We start from the raw sequence: 17,909 nt of genomic DNA on the forward strand, positions 1-17,909 counted from the left end.
TATGTTTGAAACATTTATAAAGAGGCCAATATTATCGTTGGTCATTTCGGTGTTTATTACCCTTTTGGGACTTTTGGCTTTGTTTACATTGCCTATAACACAATTCCCGGATATCGTACCACCTTCGGTCGTAGTAAATGCCAACTATACTGGTGCCAATGCTGAAGTAAGTACAAATGCTGTAGCTATTCCCTTGGAGAAAGCAATCAACGGTGTAGCTGGGATGACTTATATGAATTCAGTGTCTACCAATAACGGTAGCACAGTGATTCAGATCTTTTTTGAAGTCGGTACAGATCCAGATATTGCAGCTGTAAACGTACAGAATAGGGTAACAACGGTATTGGATGAATTGCCTGAAGAGGTTATCAAGGCGGGAGTAACAACGGAGAAAGAGGTGAACTCAATGCTGATGTACCTGAATGTTTTTACCGATGATAAAACGGCAGATGAAAGATTCATATACAACTTTGCGGACATCAATATTCTCAAGGAACTAAAACGTATTGAAGGGGTTGGTCTGGCTCAGATTATGGGAATGCGGGATTACGCTATGCGTGTTTGGGTTAAACCTGATCGTATGGCAGCGTATAATATTTCTGCAGAGGACGTGGTAGCTGCATTGCGAAAGCAGAATATCGAGGCCGCGCCAGGACAAACAGGTATCAGTTCGGATAAAATGCGCAACATGCAACAATATGTGTTACGTTATCCGGGTAAGTTCACTGAAATTGAAGAGTATGCGAATGTCCCCATCCGAGCGACTTCAAATGGTTCCATTATCCGTATAAAAGATGTTGCCGATGTTGAATTTGGCTCATTGGATTATGAAATGGTATCCAAGACGGATGGCCGACCATCTGCCTCCATCATGTTGAAGCAATTGCCAGGATCAAATGCACAGGAGGTAATTCAACGTGTGAAAGATCGCATGGCCGAATTAAAACAAACCCAGTTCCCTACCGGCATGACTTATACCATGGGTTACGATGTGTCGCGGTTTTTGGATGCTTCGATTTCCTCGGTCATCAAAACCTTATTGGAGGCCTTCCTCTTGGTTTTTATTGTTGTGTTTATCTTTTTGCAGGACTTTAGGGCGACTGTTATTCCTATTTTGGCTGTCCCGGTCTGTTTAATTGGGGCTTTATTTTTTATGCAGATGCTCGGTTTCTCGATCAACTTACTGACCTTGTTTGCATTGGTACTGGCTATAGGTATTGTGGTGGATAATGGGATTGTCGTCGTCGAGGCTGTATATGCCAAAATGGAAGAGGAACATCTTCAACCTATGGAAGCGACATTGGAGGCAATGAAAGAAGTCGGTGGCGCTGTTGTGGCTATTACACTTGTCATGTCTGCGGTATTTGTTCCGGTTGCCTTTCTATCGGGGCCAGTAGGGATTTTTTACCGACAGTTTTCGTTGACGTTGGCCGCAGCAATTGTTATTTCTGGGATTAACGCGTTGACATTGACACCCGCCTTATGTGCGCTTTTCTTGAAATCGCCTCACGATCGCAAACCATCGAATAATTGGCTCGATCGTTTCTTTAAAAAATTCAACGCAGTTTATGATAAGACAGCCTTTGGTTACAAGGGGATTTTGGTAAAAACAAGTGCACGGCGCGGATTGACCTTGCTTTTACTTGGCGTTTTCTTTGTCGCCACCTGGGGAAGTAGCGCGATCTTACCTTCGGGTTTTATTCCAACAGAGGACCAGGGAATGATTTATGTCGCTGTAACCACACCTCCGGGAGCAACGGTGGACCGTACCGAACGTGTTTTGGATAAAATTGATTCTGTATCACGTCAGCTTGATATTGTGGAAACCGTTTCTACATTATCGGGATATAGTATCATTACCGAAGTGTCCGGCGCTTCCTACGGGATGGGGATGATCAATCTGAAGCCCTGGAAAGAGCGAGATCAGACAGTAGATGATGTCATTAAAGATTTACGCGAGAGAACCAAGGACTTTGCCGATGCGGAAATTGATTTTTTTCCTCCACCAACAGTTCCAGGCTTTGGTAACTCATCAGGTTTTGAACTACGTCTATTGGACCGTAGTGGTAATGAAGATCTCAATAAGACGGCCGAAGTGCTGCAGAAGTTTATGGACGATATGGAAAAAAGTGATGTTCTTCAGGATATCAACTCCAGTTTTGATGTGAACTTTCCACAGTATATGCTGAAGGTGGACTACGATATGGCTGCAAAAAAAGGAATATCGGTGGAGAATGCCATGAATACGCTGCAGACCTTAATGGGAAGTCTTTACGCGACAAATTTCATCCGTTACGGACAGATGTATAAGGTCATGGTACAGGCTGGTCCCGAATATCGCCAAAGACCAGAAGATGTATTACGCTTATATGTGAAGAATGAGACGGGTGAGATGGTACCATACAATGCCTTTATTTCGATGGAAAGAATTTATGGTCCTGAACAAATTACCCGTTACAATATGTTTAGTTCGGCCATGATTACAGGACAATCCTCGGCAGGCTTTAGTTCTGGACAAGCGATCGAAGAAGTGGAAAAAATAGCGTCATCTCTTCCTCAAGGTTATAGTATCGAATGGTCTGGTATGACTCGGGAACAGAAAATCTCGGGAAATCAGGCTTTGTATATCTTCGCGCTTTGTCTTCTGTTTGTTTATCTGTTGTTATGTGCACAGTACGAAAGCTTCTTATTGCCGTTACCAGTTCTGCTCTGTCTTCCAGCGGGGATCTTTGGTGCTTTCATTTTCCTGAAGGTCTTTGGATTGGAAAACAATATCTACGCGCAGGTCGCATTGGTCATGCTGATTGGTTTGCTGGGCAAAAATGCGATTCTGATTGTGGAATATGCCAATTTGAAATATAAGCAAGGAATGGATATCGTGACAGCTTCAATAGAAGGCGCTGTTGCCCGGTTACGGCCCATATTAATGACTTCGTTTGCTTTTATTGCAGGTCTGATACCCTTGATGATGGCCAGCGGAGCCGGTGCATTGGGTAATCGAAGTATCGGTACGGCTGCAGTCGGCGGAATGCTTATCGGAACCATTCTGGGGGTAATTGTCATCCCAGGCTTAGTGATCTTATTTTCAAAAAAAGAGAATAAGAAACAAGTTGTGAAACAAGCTTCTTTAGTTATTGCTGCACTTATTTTATTTGGAAGTTGTTCGGTTCCCAAAAAAGCTCTCCAACCGGAGAAAGTAAACGTACCGAATTCCTTTTCTACACATCTTTCGCCAGATAGTTTAAATGTGGGAAGCCGACCTTGGAAGGAAATTTTTAAAGATTCGCAGTTGGTTTCCTTAATTGATTCGGCTTTGCAGAACAATTTAGATATTCGTCAATCCATCCTACGTTTGGAATCTGCACAAGCTTATTTTAAGCAACGGAAAGCCGCTTTAGGTCCTAGGGTCGAGGCCGCAGTAGAAGGAGGAATACGGAAGTATGGCCACTATACTGAGTCAGGGATCGGTAATTACGATTCAAATTTCTCGGAGAATTTGAAAAATGATGAAAAATTACCCGAACCATTTATCCCGGATTATTTTATCGGACTTCGTTCATCTTGGGAGATTGATCTTTGGGGAAAGTTAAAGAGCCAAAAACAAGCTGCTTATTTTAGCTTCCTAGCAGAGCAGGAGGGAAAGCGTCTCTTGGAAACGGAATTGGTATCCAATATTGCGACAGCTTATTATGAACTAATTGCTTTGGATCAAAAGATAAAAGTATATAATCGGAATATTGAATTGCATAAGAATGCACTGGAAGTTGTTGAAGTAAAAAAAGATGCTGGTTATGCGACTGAGCTTTCTGTACAACAGTTTAAAGCGCTTTTGGCCAATTCTAAAGCTGCTAAAGAACAATTGATCCAAGAGATAGCACTTTGGGAACACCATATAAACGGTTTATTAGGACGTTTTTATCAACCTATTGTACGAAGTACATATGCTGAAAATGCGGATTTATATCATGCAATGCATTTTGGTACACCGGATGATCTTGTCAACCAACGTCCCGATATCAAGGCCGCTTATTTGAAAGTGATTGCGTCTTCGAATAATCAGGAAGCATCACGTTTGGCTTTTCTGCCTTCTGTAGCAATAAGTCCATTTATCGGATTGCAGAGCTTTAGCTTTAACAAGTTATTTAATTTGGATAAATCTATTGCTTATAATTTATTTGGAGGTATTACGCTTCCGATATTTAACCAAAGGCAACTGAAAACGCAGTACGAGATTGCAAAAGCGGACTATGGGATTGCTTTTTTGGATTATGAAAAAATGGTTCTGAATGCTTATAATGAGGTTTCTAATGTGATTATGACGCAAGAGGCAATAGGCAGACGACGTGGTTTTGTCGATGAGCATGTTCAAGCATTAAAGCTCTCTATCGAGGCCGCACAGGAACTATTTATTGCTGGACGGGTGACCTCTCTGGATGTCGTTACAGCACAGAAGGAGTCGCTGGAAGCCCAAATCGGAAAAGTAGAATTGGAGAAAGAAAACACGTTAAACCAGATTCTACTATACAAAGCCTTGGGAGGAGGTTGGCAATAGGTTGCCATACATTAAAAAGAAAACTATTTTTCATGCGATAAAGAATTAACTTGTTAATTCTTGGACCCTTAACTGGGTCGGGGGAAGAGGCCGTCGGGAGACGTCCTCTTTTTTGTTGTTATTTTTATGTAGTTTAGTCTACACGATGTTGAACCGAGTTTATTATGTTGCAGCGCATTTTTCTTTTTATTCTTTTTGCTCATTTTAGTCTTTACCTATCTGCGCAAGTAGATTCCGATAGTACCCGGGTTTTGCAACGATTGGAATATTTGATGGAAAATCAGAAAATTTACATCAAGAACCGTGAAGATAAATTGGAGAAATTAAAACAGGAGGCCAAAGCATTAGAAAGTAATCCCGTTCAATTTTTGAAGAAGAACTACGAAATCTTCGAAAATTATAAGAAGTTTGATTCTGACGCAGCGCTTACTTATATTTTACTGTGTCAAAAGCTCGCTCCACCGAATAATGACTCCTTACAGGCGGTTATTCATCTCGATTTGGCCTGGGTGTATTCCACCGTCGGACGGTATATAGAAGCTTCACAATTGTTAAAGCAAGTTGAGCCCGCTCATCTTGGCCGGGATCTCCTGGCAAAATATTACGATACCTACAGCTCCTTTTATAGTCATTACGGTCAGAGCAATAATCGATCAGAATATTACCAGGCAAGTGAAAAGTATCGTGATTCTCTGTTAACGGTACTACCAAAGTCTTCCTTGGAGTATCGTACAACCATCGCTATAAAAACACTTTTTAATGGTAATCGTGAGGATGCTAAAAAGCAATTGTTGGTCCTCTGGAATGAGAACAAAAAGGATATTGAGCAGCGCGCGCTGATAGCCTATTTTATGGGGCTCATTTATAAATATGAAAAGGATACGAAAAGTCAAATTTACTATCTTTCCATATCGGCCAGTGCAGATATTGAAATGGCTAATCGCGACAACGCATCTTTTCATGATCTGGCGCTAACGTATTACGACCAACAGGATTTCGATCGCGCTTTTCAGTTTATTGAAAAAGCCATAGACGATGCGATGTTATGTAAAGTGCGGTATCGCATTATTGAAGGTACCTCTTCTTATCCTATAATCAATGCCGCCTATCAGCAGAAAATCAGTAGCCAAAATCGGCAACTGGTAGGCTTGGTCATTATCGTCAGTATTTTATTGATTGGTGTAATCATTGGACTTGTCATTATTTATAGACAGGTGCAACATTTGAGAAGGATACGATCGGAATTATCGGCTACAAACCAACAACTTCGATCATTGAATGATGAAATAAACCAGACTAACCTTAAATTATCTGAATCCAATCATATTAAAGAAGAATATATTGCGCAATTCTTTGATATGTGTTCGAGTTATATCGATAAAATGGAAGATATCAGAAAAGCACTGTTGAAAAAAGCGACGAATCAGCAGTGGGATGCCTTACGCGAACAGTTAAAGTCAACGCAAATGGAAGAAAGAGAGGTGCAGCAACTCTATGTTAATTTTGACCGCATCTTTTTAAATCTATATCCAACCTTTGTTGATGAATTCAATGCCTTACTTCAGGAGGACGAGAAAATCTATCCAAAAAAAACAGAATTGTTAAATACTGAACTTCGGATTTTCGCATTGATTCGATTAGGAATCGATGATTCCGTGAAGATTGCAAGTTTCCTTCGATATTCTCTTCGGACAGTTTATAATTATAGAACAAAAGTGCGTAATAAGGCTGCGGGAAACCGCGATGCTTTTGAAGCTGCTGTGTGTCAGATTGCGGTGATCGACCGGGCCTAAAATGTAGGGTAATACCCGAAAATTGGCTGTTTTAAAGACGATTGTACGCTCCTGTAGGTACTTTTTAATGCTGTATTTAATTTGTAATAATCTTTATGTTAGCTGTTTGCATTTTTTTTCTGGTACTTTTTCAGTACTAGCTCTTTTTTCTCCGTCTTGGTGATCTTAGTTTTGTTTTGAGCAATGAAGCAGGGGAAACTCATTGCCATTTTGGAATAACCAAAAGATTAAACAATAACCAATTTTTTATTTCATATGATTTACTTTACACGAAAAGTTGCCTTTTCAATGGGGCTAGCTTTCTTGTTTACTTTGGTGAATTTGGTATTTGCCCAAGACCGAGTTCAAGTCAGTGGACGTATCTTGGATGCTCAAGATCAGAAACCACTCTCTGGAGTAACCATTACACAAAAAGGAAGTAATAATGCAGTCTCCAGTAATGCAGATGGGCGTTTTCAAATTTCTGCTAGCACCGGCAGTATACTCCAATTTACGTTTGTTGGCTACGACAGCAAAGAATTGCCTGCCAACAGTACCATGGTCGTCCAATTGAATTCATCAACCAATATGCTGGAGGATGTCATTGTAATCGGTTATGGTAGCGTCAAAAGAAAAGATGTCACGACTGCAATCTCTTCTGTTTCCACGAAAGACCTTGAAAAGAGGCCCGTCACCAATTTTGGACAAGCCATTCAAGGTAAGGCTGCCGGCGTCACTGTTATTCAGCCGAGTGGTCAGCCAGGTGCAGCACCTCAGATACAAATTCGGGGGATAACGTCTTTTAATAGCAATACGACTCCCTTATATGTTGTTGATGGAGTTCCTGTGGAAGATATTAAGTTCTTGTCTCCCAATGATATCACGGACATTCAAATTCTAAAGGACGCCTCATCGGCAGCGATCTACGGCTCGCGTGGTTCAAACGGTGTCATCTTGGTTACGACAAAATCAGGAAAAGCCGGCGAGGCAAAAATTACGCTTGGAACACAGTGGACAGCCAATGTTGTCAATAACACTGTCAACGTTTTAAATACCAGTCAATACAAAGACTTACAGGATGAAATAGGTATGATAAATCTGCCAGAGGGATTGTTGGATCAAACGGATTGGTTCAAAGAAACCTACAAGACAGGTATTCAACAAAATCATCAGATATCCATCTCGGATGGCAATGAGAAGCTTCGTTACTATTTAGGTGGGGGGTATTTGAACGAAAAAGGAACATTACAAGGATCCTTTTTTAGACGATATAATTTTCGTGCTAATATTGATAACCAAGTTCGAAAATGGCTAAAGGTGAATGCGAATATCAATTATTCCGATAACAATGATAATGGAATTACCTCCGGATTGGGTTCTAACCGTGGTGGAGTAGTTACATCTGTAATCACAACACCTACTTACGCCCCTGTATGGGATCCAACAAATCCAGATCGATTCTATAATAATTTTTATGGGATCAACAACATTACAAGTCCATTGGAAAACTTAGCCCGGACAAGGAATAACAATAACCGCGAAAACCGTCTTGTTGCCACAGGAAGTGCATTGATTTCCTTTATGCCTAACTTAACATGGAAAACTTCGTTTTCATTAGATCGAAGATCCGGGGTGATGACCACTTTTTTGGATCCTTGGACGACAGCGTGGGGAAGAAATCAATTCGGGGAAGCTTCAGATATTCGTAATACAAATACCGTGTTAACGTGGGACAATTTCTTGACATACACGAAGAACTTCGGAAAGCATAATTTGGAAGTAATGGGCGGTTCGTCATGGACGGATTCTAAGTACTCCAGAAGCTATATCTATGGTTCAAACTATGCTAATGGAATCATTGAGACACTTAATGCTGCAAATAAGATCTCTTGGGATAGAACAGGATCTACAGCATCCAATTGGGGGATTATGTCCTATTTCGCACGCGCAATGTACAATTATGATGGCAAGTATTTATTGACCGCAAATATGCGTGCCGATGGTTCTTCCAAGCTAAGTCCAGAACGACGCTGGGGCTATTTTCCATCGGTATCGGCTGCTTGGAGAATCTCTGCTGAAGATTTTATGAAAGATGTAACCTGGATAAACGACTTAAAAATCCGGGGGGGATGGGGACAGACAGGTAATCAATACGGATTAGGCGATTATGCTTACCTGCAATTGAGCGGTATCCAACGTCAACAATGGTTTGTTGAGGGAAAAGACAATGCTGTACCAAATATCAATAAACCAACAATTTTAAGAGCGAAAGATTTAACTTGGGAAACGACAAGCACAACCAGTATCGGTTTTGATATCACGATGTTGAATAATCGACTCAGCATCAGCGCAGATTACTACAACAAGGATACCAAGAATCTTTTAATGAATGCGAGCTTGCCTGCAGGACAGCAAGCAACTACAATCCAAAGAAATGGTGGAAGGTTGAATAATCATGGTTTTGAATTTGCGGTAAATTCGAAAAATCTGACCGGAAACTTGACTTGGAATACAGATTTTAATATCTCTTTCAACAGAAATAAGCTTCAGCAGCTCGACTTACAACAGGTGTATTATGATGTCAAAACGAACGATTATGTCAATGATTTTGTGGTGAAAAATGAGCCCGGAAGATCGCTTGCAGGATTCTTCGGTTATATTTCAGATGGCGTAAACCCTGAAACCGGTGAGCTCATGTATCGCGACCTGAACGGAGATGGCAAGATCTCGTCAAGCGACCGTACGTATATCGGCAATCCCCTGCCAAAGTTTGTGTATGGTATGACAAATAGTTTCTCTTGGAAAAATTTCGATCTAAGCATATTCATTCAGGGAACTTATGGAAACGACATCTTCAATGCCAGCCGTATGGAAACAGAGGGGATGTATGATGGTCGAAATCAAACGACAGTTGTATTGGATCGCTGGCGGGTACCGGGACAGATTACACATGTTCCTAAAGCTGGGTTTGACATGAAAAATTCAACCTATTTTGTTGAAGATGGTAGTTATTTGCGGATGAAAAATGTGTCCTTGGGCTATTCCATTTCTCCGGAGAGACTGAAGCGTATTGGTATCCATAAAATTCAGCCTTATCTATCTGTAAGCAATCTGTTTACCTTGACTAAGTATTCAGGTATGGATCCGGAAGTAAACCAATATTCGGGCGGATCCGATTCGAGAATCCAAGGTATAGATTGGGGTACCTATCCACAGAATCGTTCATTTGTTTTAGGTCTTAATATTGAGTTTTAATTGTCTGTATCATGAAAAAATATATAAGTAATGCTCTTTCTTTGCTAACCGGCTCTTTGTTTTTATTTTCTTGCTCTTTGAACCGTGATCCACTTTCAGATTATTCGGATGTGAGTCAAGGGAAGACCGAGACAGGAACGCAGATTGTTTTTAAGAATAGAGCTGAGGTTGAGACCTATTTGGCGGGGATTTATCAGCAAATGAAAGATCGGCAGGAACATTGGTATCTCGATCTGCTCCTAATCGGAGATTCCCATGCCGATAATTCCTATGCGGGAACGACGGGAGCGGAAGTTGTACCTTTCGAAAATAATTCTATTGAAGGGTCTAATTCGGTTGTTGACCGGGATTGGGGAAGATATCTGGAAGATGTTGGACGTGCAAATCGATTGATCATTTACGTTGATAGTGTTGCTGATAAATCGTTGAGCGATACGGATATTAGAACGTATAAGGCACAAGCTAAACTATTCAGAGCATTGGCGATGTTTGATATGGTCCGTATATTCGGATCTATCCCTGTCATTACCACAATTGCACCCGATATTACTGGTGACAATGTCAATGAAGTTTATCCGCAATATTTTCCAAAACAAGCCACAGAAGAAGAAGCCTATAAGCAGATCGAAAAAGACTTGATGGACGGATTGGCTGATGCACCAGCCAACAATAATGGGAATAAGACTTTATTTACCAAATCCGTCGCACGAGCGATGCTGGCAAAGATCTATGCCGAAAAACCAATTCGCGATTACGCTAAAGTTATCCAATATGTTGACGCATTGACTGCGGATGGATTTGATCTGAATACCAATTACTCAGATCTATATGCAATGAATGCAAGCAACACAGATCTTGCACAGCGGAATACGAAAGAATCGATTTTGGAAGCACAGTTTACTTCGGGTGGAGGTAATTGGGCGACTTGGATGTTTGGAAGGGATTTGTCCAATTATGATAATAACTTCACATGGGCCAAATGGATAACCCCATCTCGGGACTTGATTCAAGCGTATACGAATGAAGGGGACCAGGTTCGTTTGGGGCAATCTATTGTTTATTATTCCACTACTTGGAGCAACTATTATCCGTCAAACCATTATCCATTCATGTTTAAATTACGTTCTGCATTTAATAGTATTGTCAAGCTTCGTTACGCAGACCTTTTATTGTTAAAAGCGGAAGCATTAATTCAGCAGGGATCAGATCTATCTGGAGCGGCAGACATTATTGACAAAATTCGCACCCGTGCTAAATTGCCTAAAATATCCGCTGCCGTACGTTCAAATAAGGATGCTTTATTAGACGCTTATTTGAAAGAACGTCGTCTTGAATTGGCCTTCGAAGGACAAAGATGGTTTGATCTCGTGCGCTTAGATAAGGTGGAATCTGTCATGAATGCTGTTTATGCTAAAGATGCTGGAAGAAAGGCACAGGTGTATCCCTTCACGAAGAACTCTTACCGTTTACCGATTCCGCAACCAAAAATTGATCAGAATCCTAATCTAGTTCAGAATCCGGGGTATTAACTGATTTAACAACGGAAATCCTCATTTGATGGATGGCGAAAAATTTATTAACAGATGAAACGCAATAATAAAAAAACTATGATATATACATTCTTGTTGTCCTGTCTAGTGACGGCAACATCTTGTAACCGTGACAGCTATACACCTTCACAAGGTGATGAAATTAAAAAAAGTGGTGACGTTACCATTTATACGACGACAGGCAGTCGGTCTTTGGATTTTGGAAAACGCTTTGTTGATTTCAGTTCCAAATTTAACATGTCGCCCAATACAATTACGCTAGATCCAGCTAAGAAATTTCAGACAATGGACGGCTTCGGTGCAGCAGTTACAGGCTCTACCTGCTATAATCTGATGAAGATGAGTAAGGAAGATCGAACAAAATTTCTTACGGAGACTTTCTCAGATAAAGATGGAATGGGAATGAATTACATCCGTATTGCTATTGGATGTTCCGACTTCTCTTTGAGTGAATATACCTGCTGGGATAAGGAAGGAAAGGAAAATTTTGGACTACAGTCGGAAGAAACACAATATATCATTCCAGTGCTGAAAGAAATACTTGCCATCAATCCATCCATAAAAATCATGGGCTCTCCATGGACTTCACCGAAATGGATGAAAGTTAACAACTTAACTGATTTAAAGCCCTTTGATTCGTGGACCAGTGGTCAGTTAAATCCAAAGTATTATCAGGACTATGGTTGGTATTTCGTTCAATGGATCCAAGCAATGAAGAAAGAAGGCATTAATATTTATTCGATTACTGTTCAAAATGAACCATTGAACAGAAAAAATTCCGCTTCGCTTTATATGTCATGGCAAGAGCAACAAGCTTTTGTCAAACAAGCTTTGGGCCCACAGTTAAAAGCGGCTAACTTATCAACAAAGATCTATGCATTTGATCATAATTATAACTATGATAACATTGCTGATCAGGCTGATTACCCTGTAAAGATCTATAACGATGCCGGAGCGGCTTCATTCTTCGCCGGAGCGGCGTACCATAATTATGGTGGGGATAAGGCTGAACTTATCGATATTCATAATCAACGCCCAGATAAGGAACTGGTATTTACGGAAACATCCATTGGGGAATGGAATGATGGACGCAATCTTGAAAAACGTTTGATGGAGGATATGCGTGAAGTTGCATTGGGCACCGTCAACAATTGGAGCAAGGGCGTCATTGTATGGAACCTGATGCTTGATACCGACAAAGGGCCAAATCGCGAAGGTGGCTGTCAGACATGTTATGGCGCCGTGGATATTAGTAGGGCAAATTATAAGAATATAACGCGCAATTCGCATTACTATATTGTTGGTCATCTTTCCTCGGTGGTCAAATCAGGGGCCACACGGATTGGGGCTTCTGGGTATACAGCGGAAGGGTTGGTTTATACTGCATTTCAAAATACAGACGGAACCTATGCTGTTGTTCTGTTAAACGAATCGGGCGATAGTCGTAAAATTACCTTGGCAGATGGTAAACATCATTTTAGTTATGATGTGCCAGCTAAGTCGGTTGTTTCTTACCGCTGGACCTATTAATTGGAGGATGATAAACCTTAAGCGCTATCAAATGGATAGCGCATAAATTATGAACAAATGAAAAGATATCTCATCAATATACTATTGGGAACTGCTGCTATTACGGCAGTTAGTTCCTGTAAAAAGGATGAAAAATATACCTATCAAATAGGGGATCCTAAAATCGAATTGAAATCGCCTATCTCGACTGCAAATTTTGGGGATAGTCTCGAATTTCAGGTGCATGTGTCGGATAGTGAAGTTGCGCTGTCTACTGTTAAAGCACAATTGTATTTTACAGACGACAAGGTAACAGAAACCGTCATTCGTACCAAACAAAATGGAGATTATACTGGAAAAATTTATGTTCCGTTCCTGAAAGATATTCCCGATGGAAAAGCAACCCTTAAGTTTGTCTTACAGAATATTAGCCAAAAAATAACGGAACAATCTTTTGATATTAATCTGAGCAGACCCGACTTTCCATATTTAACTTTAGTCACAGCATCTAAGTCCTATCGCATGGAAAGGGTAGGGCGTAATCAATATGCGGCAAAAGAGAATTTTCCATTTTCGGTAAAGGGCTATATTCAAGCACCAAAAGTGGGCGCACAAGGCAATCTGATGAATTTTGGTTGGGTCAATAATGTTATAAACCTAGGGTCTACGGCTGAAATCCCATTTTCAAATTCAACTTCTGGAACCTATAGCATCGCATTTAATACCTCAACTTATCAAGCTTCACCGTTTATTATTGCTTATGCCATTAATGGAACGGTATTCAGTCGCCTTGATGATGAGCACTTTAAGGCAGAGTTGAATATGGTAAAAGGCGAGAAGGTGGTTATTGACGGAATAGAAGATCTGAAGAATTGGTGGATTGATCCGGACTATTTTACACAAGCTCCTGACGGATCAATCGCTTTCAACGGAATGAACGGTAAGTATCGCGTTACTGCGGACTTTACCTTAAAATATTTTGTGGTTGAAGCGATGACAGGTAATGATTTAGCAAAATTACAAGATGACGGAAGTGGGGCGGTTTGGATTATTGGTGAAGGAATCGGAAAACCTAAGGTATCCAGTAATCAGGTAGGCTGGAACACAGATAAAGCGCTTTGTCTGGTGCCGCTAGGCAACAAGAAATACCAGATAACTGTTAAGGCAGGAGAGTCTATAAATTCTGATAACATCAATTTCAAATTTTTCCATCAAAAAGGATGGGGCGGTGAATTTGGTGGCACAGACCTGACAACGACAAGTGATATCGTTTTTGTGGGGGATGGAAAGAATGGACGCGACTCGGGCAATCTTGGCATCAAAACCGCTAAAGTATTAGAGACCGGTAAAACCTATGTTTTTACATTGGATTTAGCTGCAGGCAATAAGAAAGCTGTCTTGACGATTGCGACAAAATAATTATAATTGAGTCTTATAAGTCCTAGGTAGTAGTCTTCCTAGGACTTTTTCTTTTAAATAGCATTTGTTTATTCCAAGATTCATTTGTTATATTTGCCCAAACTCACACAGATTATCAAGAGTTGGCCAGTTTACAAGATAATGAAGTAATCTTCCTGATGTAAGCTGCTATTGAGAATAAAATATTCGAATGAAAATCAGACTGTTTATATGGATTCTATTACCCTTGATGCTCCTGCAGAGCTTCTCAACGGTATGGCTATGGACAGTCTTCGAGTTGAATCGAGATTATATCGCACGTTACGAATGTATCAATCGTTTTAACGATAATGCGCTTGCCTGTCGAGGCCAGTGTATTTTGATGAAGAAAATGCGCGAACATGAGGAAAAGGAACAAAAAAATCTTGAATTACGTATCATTGATGTTGTTTTTATAAATAATACGCAAGATTTTACGTTTAAAAACACGGCTCTTTATGAAGACACTGTGGAGCGCCTGCTTCCAGTATATAAAGAAGATTATTCCTATAATCCCATCTTTACAATATTTCATCCCCCTTTGGTTTAAATCCAGCTAGTAATTTATTTGAATAAGTAATCGATCGCTGATGATGATTTACAGTGTATGCTAACGCTAGCATCGCTTTAGAATTGCGTTGTCAAAATGCGTTTAGCGATGTCTTGTCAAAGTAATCAATCTTCCGATTAAACTACTTATTCAGTATTTATTTCAGAGAAACCAATATGGTTATTTGGACTACATTGCGATGTGGCTCTGAATCATTATAATGTTGATCGTGGTTAGTAATCTACTTAATATCAACAGGATGATTTCATTTCGCTACAAAAATATATCCATTTGTCATATAGGATGCCAGCATGATTTATTTAAACCGGGCTTGCGAGTTCACGAAGTAAATCGGAAAGCTTCCTTATACATGAAATATTATAGATGAGAGATTTATTTATAAAAAAAGCGGGTTTTTATATCGCGATTATAGGTCTTCTTGTAGTCGGCTGTACCAAGGCGAAAACAGACTATGAGGCCGAACGAGGAAATACTGTTGAAGAGAATATGGAGTTTAAAGAGGTTACAAGCCTTATTTCTTCAGGGTACAATATTCATATTGAAGCCCCGGGCGGGGTATTGTACCGCGGTTATAATGATATCCGCGTGAAAATCAATAAGCAGCAAAATAATGAACCTGTAGCCGTTTCCGCAGTCAAATTGCTGCCCATCCAAACCAATATGCAAGGAATGAAAATTGTTTGTCCAAACCAGTCCGTAATGGACCATACGTTGGATGGGAGCTACTTTTCGGGTTACAGTGTGTTTACAGATGAAAGTTCTGCAGCAGCAAACTGGAGCTTGGAAATCGATTTTAAAATTGGCGATCAGATTTTCTCTGCTACACAGCATGTAACTGTAATGCCGCAGACCAATAAAAATCGTAATATAACCACCTTTACCGGGAAAGATGGCGAACACTATTTAATCGCCTTGATTGCTCCTTGGAAACCAAATGTTTCTGAAAATAAACTGGTCGCAGGGATTTATAAATTAGACGCTGCACAATCGTCTTATACAACTGTCAATGGATACACCTTGCAATTAGATCCACGTATGCCAGAACCTTCGATGGGCAACCATTCTTCTCCCAATAATAAGGACTTGGTACAACAGGCCGATGGATTGTACCAGGGTATTGTAAATTACACAATGACAGGTAACTGGACGTTGAATTTTATTTTGGTCAACCAAAATGGAAGGGTAATAGCAGGAACTGAGGTACCCAAAGACTTTACACCTGGGGTAGAAGGGCGTAAAAGTGAGTTATACATCGACATTCTATTTTAGAGGCTATGAAGAAAATAAGTGTTATGCTCTTTATGTTGTCTTTGGGATGGAACGTACACGGACAAAACAATCCTATTACGCGCGATACCACGAGACGTCTAGCGGAGGTTACAGTCACCGCAGCTACTAAAAGGAGGATCGAAAACGATCTAAAGATGACAGTCTCCGTGGATGAATATTTGGCTTCTGCAAGTAATATCAGCTTCATCAAACGTGGTGCCTACGCTTGGGAACCCCTACTCAATAATATGAGTAGCGAGCGTTCGATAATTACGATCGACGGGATGCATGTCTTTGGAGCATGTACGGATAAAATGGACCCGATAACCTCTTATGTAGAAAGTAATAATCTTGCTGCCATCGATATTAAATCGGGGCAGGAGGGTAATCTGCATGGCGCTACGGTCGCGGGCAGTATAGATCTAAAAAGAAGGAATACCTCGTTTGGGCTGCAGAAAAAAATTGGCGGAGCCTATCAGACAGGTTTTGAATTCAATAATAAGCAGACGTTCAATCTTGGAAATTTATATTACTCGAGCGACAAATTTGTGGCAGATGGAAGTATTGCCTTCCGGAAGGCTGGAAATTATTATGATGGAAATGACGATGAAGTACGGCATTCGCAATATAATAAATTCAATGCGTCTTTGGGCTTGGCCTATAAAACAAGTCCGCTCTCTGCCGTTAGGGTGGATGCTATTTTTGATCGGGCAAAAGATGTGGGATTTCCAGCTTTACCAATGGACCTATCCTTATCCAGAGCGATCATCACTTCCGCTACATACAAACAGTTGTTTGAAGAGGGCTTGGTAAAAGTATGGGACACCAAAGTTTATTTTAATGCTGTTGAGCACTATATGGATGATACAACCCGTCCGGAGAATTTGGTCCATATGGATATGCCAGGCTGGAGTACGACCTACGGTCTTTTATCTAAAATTAATCTGCAGAAAGATCGTTATTCTTCGGAAATACAGGTAAATGCTTACGATAATCTATCGATAGCTGAGATGCGTATGTATCCGCAAGATCGATCGAAACAAACTATGTTTGCCTATAGCTGGCCATGGGTGACCACCCGTTTCGCGAGTGTAGCCATTAATAACTCGTTAGATCTTTCTGATATCAGTAGACTTGTCTTTGGGGGGTCATTGGGTTTGAACTATAACTATTCGAAATACGTTGAATTCAACTGGATCTTCCATCCGGGTTCTCCACAGAAGAAAAATAGAATTCTGCCGAGCCTACATGCTAGCTATCAGTTAAATATTGGTCAGTTTGACTTTTCTCTAGGAACAGGGTTTGGGCATCGTGCTCCTTCTGTTTCGGAAGCGTATGGTTACTACATCTATAACAGTTTCGATCGTTATGACTATATCGGAAATCCAGATTTAAAAAATGAAGTTTCTTATGAAGCCAATGCCAGTGCCGGATTTAAGACCGGAAAGCTAAGCATTGGGGCCAAGGCCAATTATTTCTTTATACAAGACTACATTATTGGCCGGATTTTGAGTTTGGGTAGCCCCATGAACTATCAATCGGTAGGCGTAAAAGGCTATACCTCTTTAGATCATGCGACGCTGTTTAATCTGGCACTCAATGCGCAATATCAAATTTTGCCTGGTCTAGATTGGAAAGCTATACTTACCTATGCCAGAGGGCAAGACAATATGGGCGGAAACCTGCCCTTTATACGTCCCTTAAGTTATCAAACATCAGTGCATTACCGATACAAAATGATCGGCGTGCAAACTTCAATGAACGGGGACTTTAGTCAAGTCAATTTTAGTCCTGAATACGGAGAGGACCAAACTGCATCCTATAAGATTTGGAATGTTTCGGCAGATTATAACTTCAATATTGGGAAATTAAATGCCGCGTTTCAGGTCGGTGCGGAGAACCTTTTCAATGAATACTATAGTACCTATGCGGATTGGGGAAATATACCACGCATGGGTAGGAATATTTTTACATCCTTAAAAATCAATTTTTAA

At 40.5% G+C, this 17,909-nt stretch carries 9 protein-coding genes; all 9 read left to right on the top strand.

Translation table 11 applies throughout. The features are described 5' to 3' along the window. Position 1: 1 nt before the first annotated feature. Positions 2 to 4,552, top strand: coding sequence for an efflux RND transporter permease subunit (locus B3600_RS24260; RefSeq protein WP_286754748.1), 4,551 nt, complete (start codon positions 2 to 4; stop codon positions 4,550 to 4,552). A gap of 164 nt (positions 4,553 to 4,716) precedes the next feature. After that, entirely contained in the window at positions 4,717 to 6,345 is a 1,629-nt protein-coding gene (locus B3600_RS24265; protein ID WP_286754749.1) for a DUF6377 domain-containing protein, read from the top strand. Positions 6,346 to 6,600: 255 nt separating this feature from the next. Further along, a complete protein-coding gene (locus B3600_RS24270; RefSeq protein WP_286754750.1) occupies positions 6,601 to 9,579 on the top strand; it encodes a SusC/RagA family TonB-linked outer membrane protein in 2,979 nt (992 codons plus the stop codon). An 11-nt stretch (positions 9,580 to 9,590) separates the two neighbouring features. Continuing rightward, the gene (locus B3600_RS24275; RefSeq protein WP_286754751.1) at positions 9,591 to 11,108 is read left to right on the top strand and encodes a RagB/SusD family nutrient uptake outer membrane protein; all 1,518 of its coding nucleotides are present in this window, start codon (positions 9,591 to 9,593) and stop codon (positions 11,106 to 11,108) included. 78 nt (positions 11,109 to 11,186) lie between these two features. Continuing rightward, on the top strand, positions 11,187 to 12,659 hold the full coding sequence (locus B3600_RS24280; protein WP_286754752.1) for a glycoside hydrolase family 30 protein: 1,473 nt from the start codon (positions 11,187 to 11,189) through the stop codon (positions 12,657 to 12,659). A gap of 57 nt (positions 12,660 to 12,716) precedes the next feature. Beyond that, positions 12,717 to 14,057: a DUF5125 domain-containing protein gene (locus B3600_RS24285; protein WP_286754753.1), complete on the top strand. Its 1,341-nt coding sequence runs from the start codon at positions 12,717 to 12,719 to the stop codon at positions 14,055 to 14,057. Positions 14,058 to 14,247: 190 nt separating this feature from the next. Beyond that, on the top strand, positions 14,248 to 14,625 hold the full coding sequence (locus tag B3600_RS24290) for a hypothetical protein (RefSeq protein ID WP_075990767.1): 378 nt from the start codon (positions 14,248 to 14,250) through the stop codon (positions 14,623 to 14,625). 384 nt (positions 14,626 to 15,009) lie between these two features. Beyond that, entirely contained in the window at positions 15,010 to 15,915 is a 906-nt protein-coding gene (locus B3600_RS24295; protein WP_286754754.1) for a hypothetical protein, read from the top strand. Positions 15,916 to 15,920: 5 nt separating this feature from the next. Continuing rightward, the gene (locus B3600_RS24300; RefSeq protein ID WP_286754755.1) at positions 15,921 to 17,909 is read left to right on the top strand and encodes a TonB-dependent receptor plug domain-containing protein; all 1,989 of its coding nucleotides are present in this window, start codon (positions 15,921 to 15,923) and stop codon (positions 17,907 to 17,909) included.

Origin of the sequence: Sphingobacterium sp. UBA2480, from assembly GCF_002341965.1 — a bacterium.
Classification (GTDB): domain Bacteria; phylum Bacteroidota; class Bacteroidia; order Sphingobacteriales; family Sphingobacteriaceae; genus Sphingobacterium; species Sphingobacterium multivorum.

Excerpts from the sequence above, each read along its gene's own strand:
- B3600_RS24265 (WP_286754749.1), top strand. The coding sequence starts at position 4,717 with ATGTTGCAGCGCATTTTTCTTTTTATTCTTTTTGCTCATTTTAGTCTT.
- B3600_RS24270 (WP_286754750.1), top strand. The coding sequence starts at position 6,601 with ATGATTTACTTTACACGAAAAGTTGCCTTTTCAATGGGGCTAGCTTTC.
- B3600_RS24290 (WP_075990767.1), top strand. The coding sequence starts at position 14,248 with ATGAAAATCAGACTGTTTATATGGATTCTATTACCCTTGATGCTCCTG.
- B3600_RS24300 (WP_286754755.1), top strand. The coding sequence starts at position 15,921 with ATGAAGAAAATAAGTGTTATGCTCTTTATGTTGTCTTTGGGATGGAAC.
- B3600_RS24260 (WP_286754748.1), top strand. The coding sequence starts at position 2 with ATGTTTGAAACATTTATAAAGAGGCCAATATTATCGTTGGTCATTTCG.
- B3600_RS24295 (WP_286754754.1), top strand. The coding sequence starts at position 15,010 with ATGAGAGATTTATTTATAAAAAAAGCGGGTTTTTATATCGCGATTATA.
- B3600_RS24275 (WP_286754751.1), top strand. The coding sequence starts at position 9,591 with ATGAAAAAATATATAAGTAATGCTCTTTCTTTGCTAACCGGCTCTTTG.
- B3600_RS24280 (WP_286754752.1), top strand. The coding sequence starts at position 11,187 with ATGATATATACATTCTTGTTGTCCTGTCTAGTGACGGCAACATCTTGT.
- B3600_RS24285 (WP_286754753.1), top strand. The coding sequence starts at position 12,717 with ATGAAAAGATATCTCATCAATATACTATTGGGAACTGCTGCTATTACG.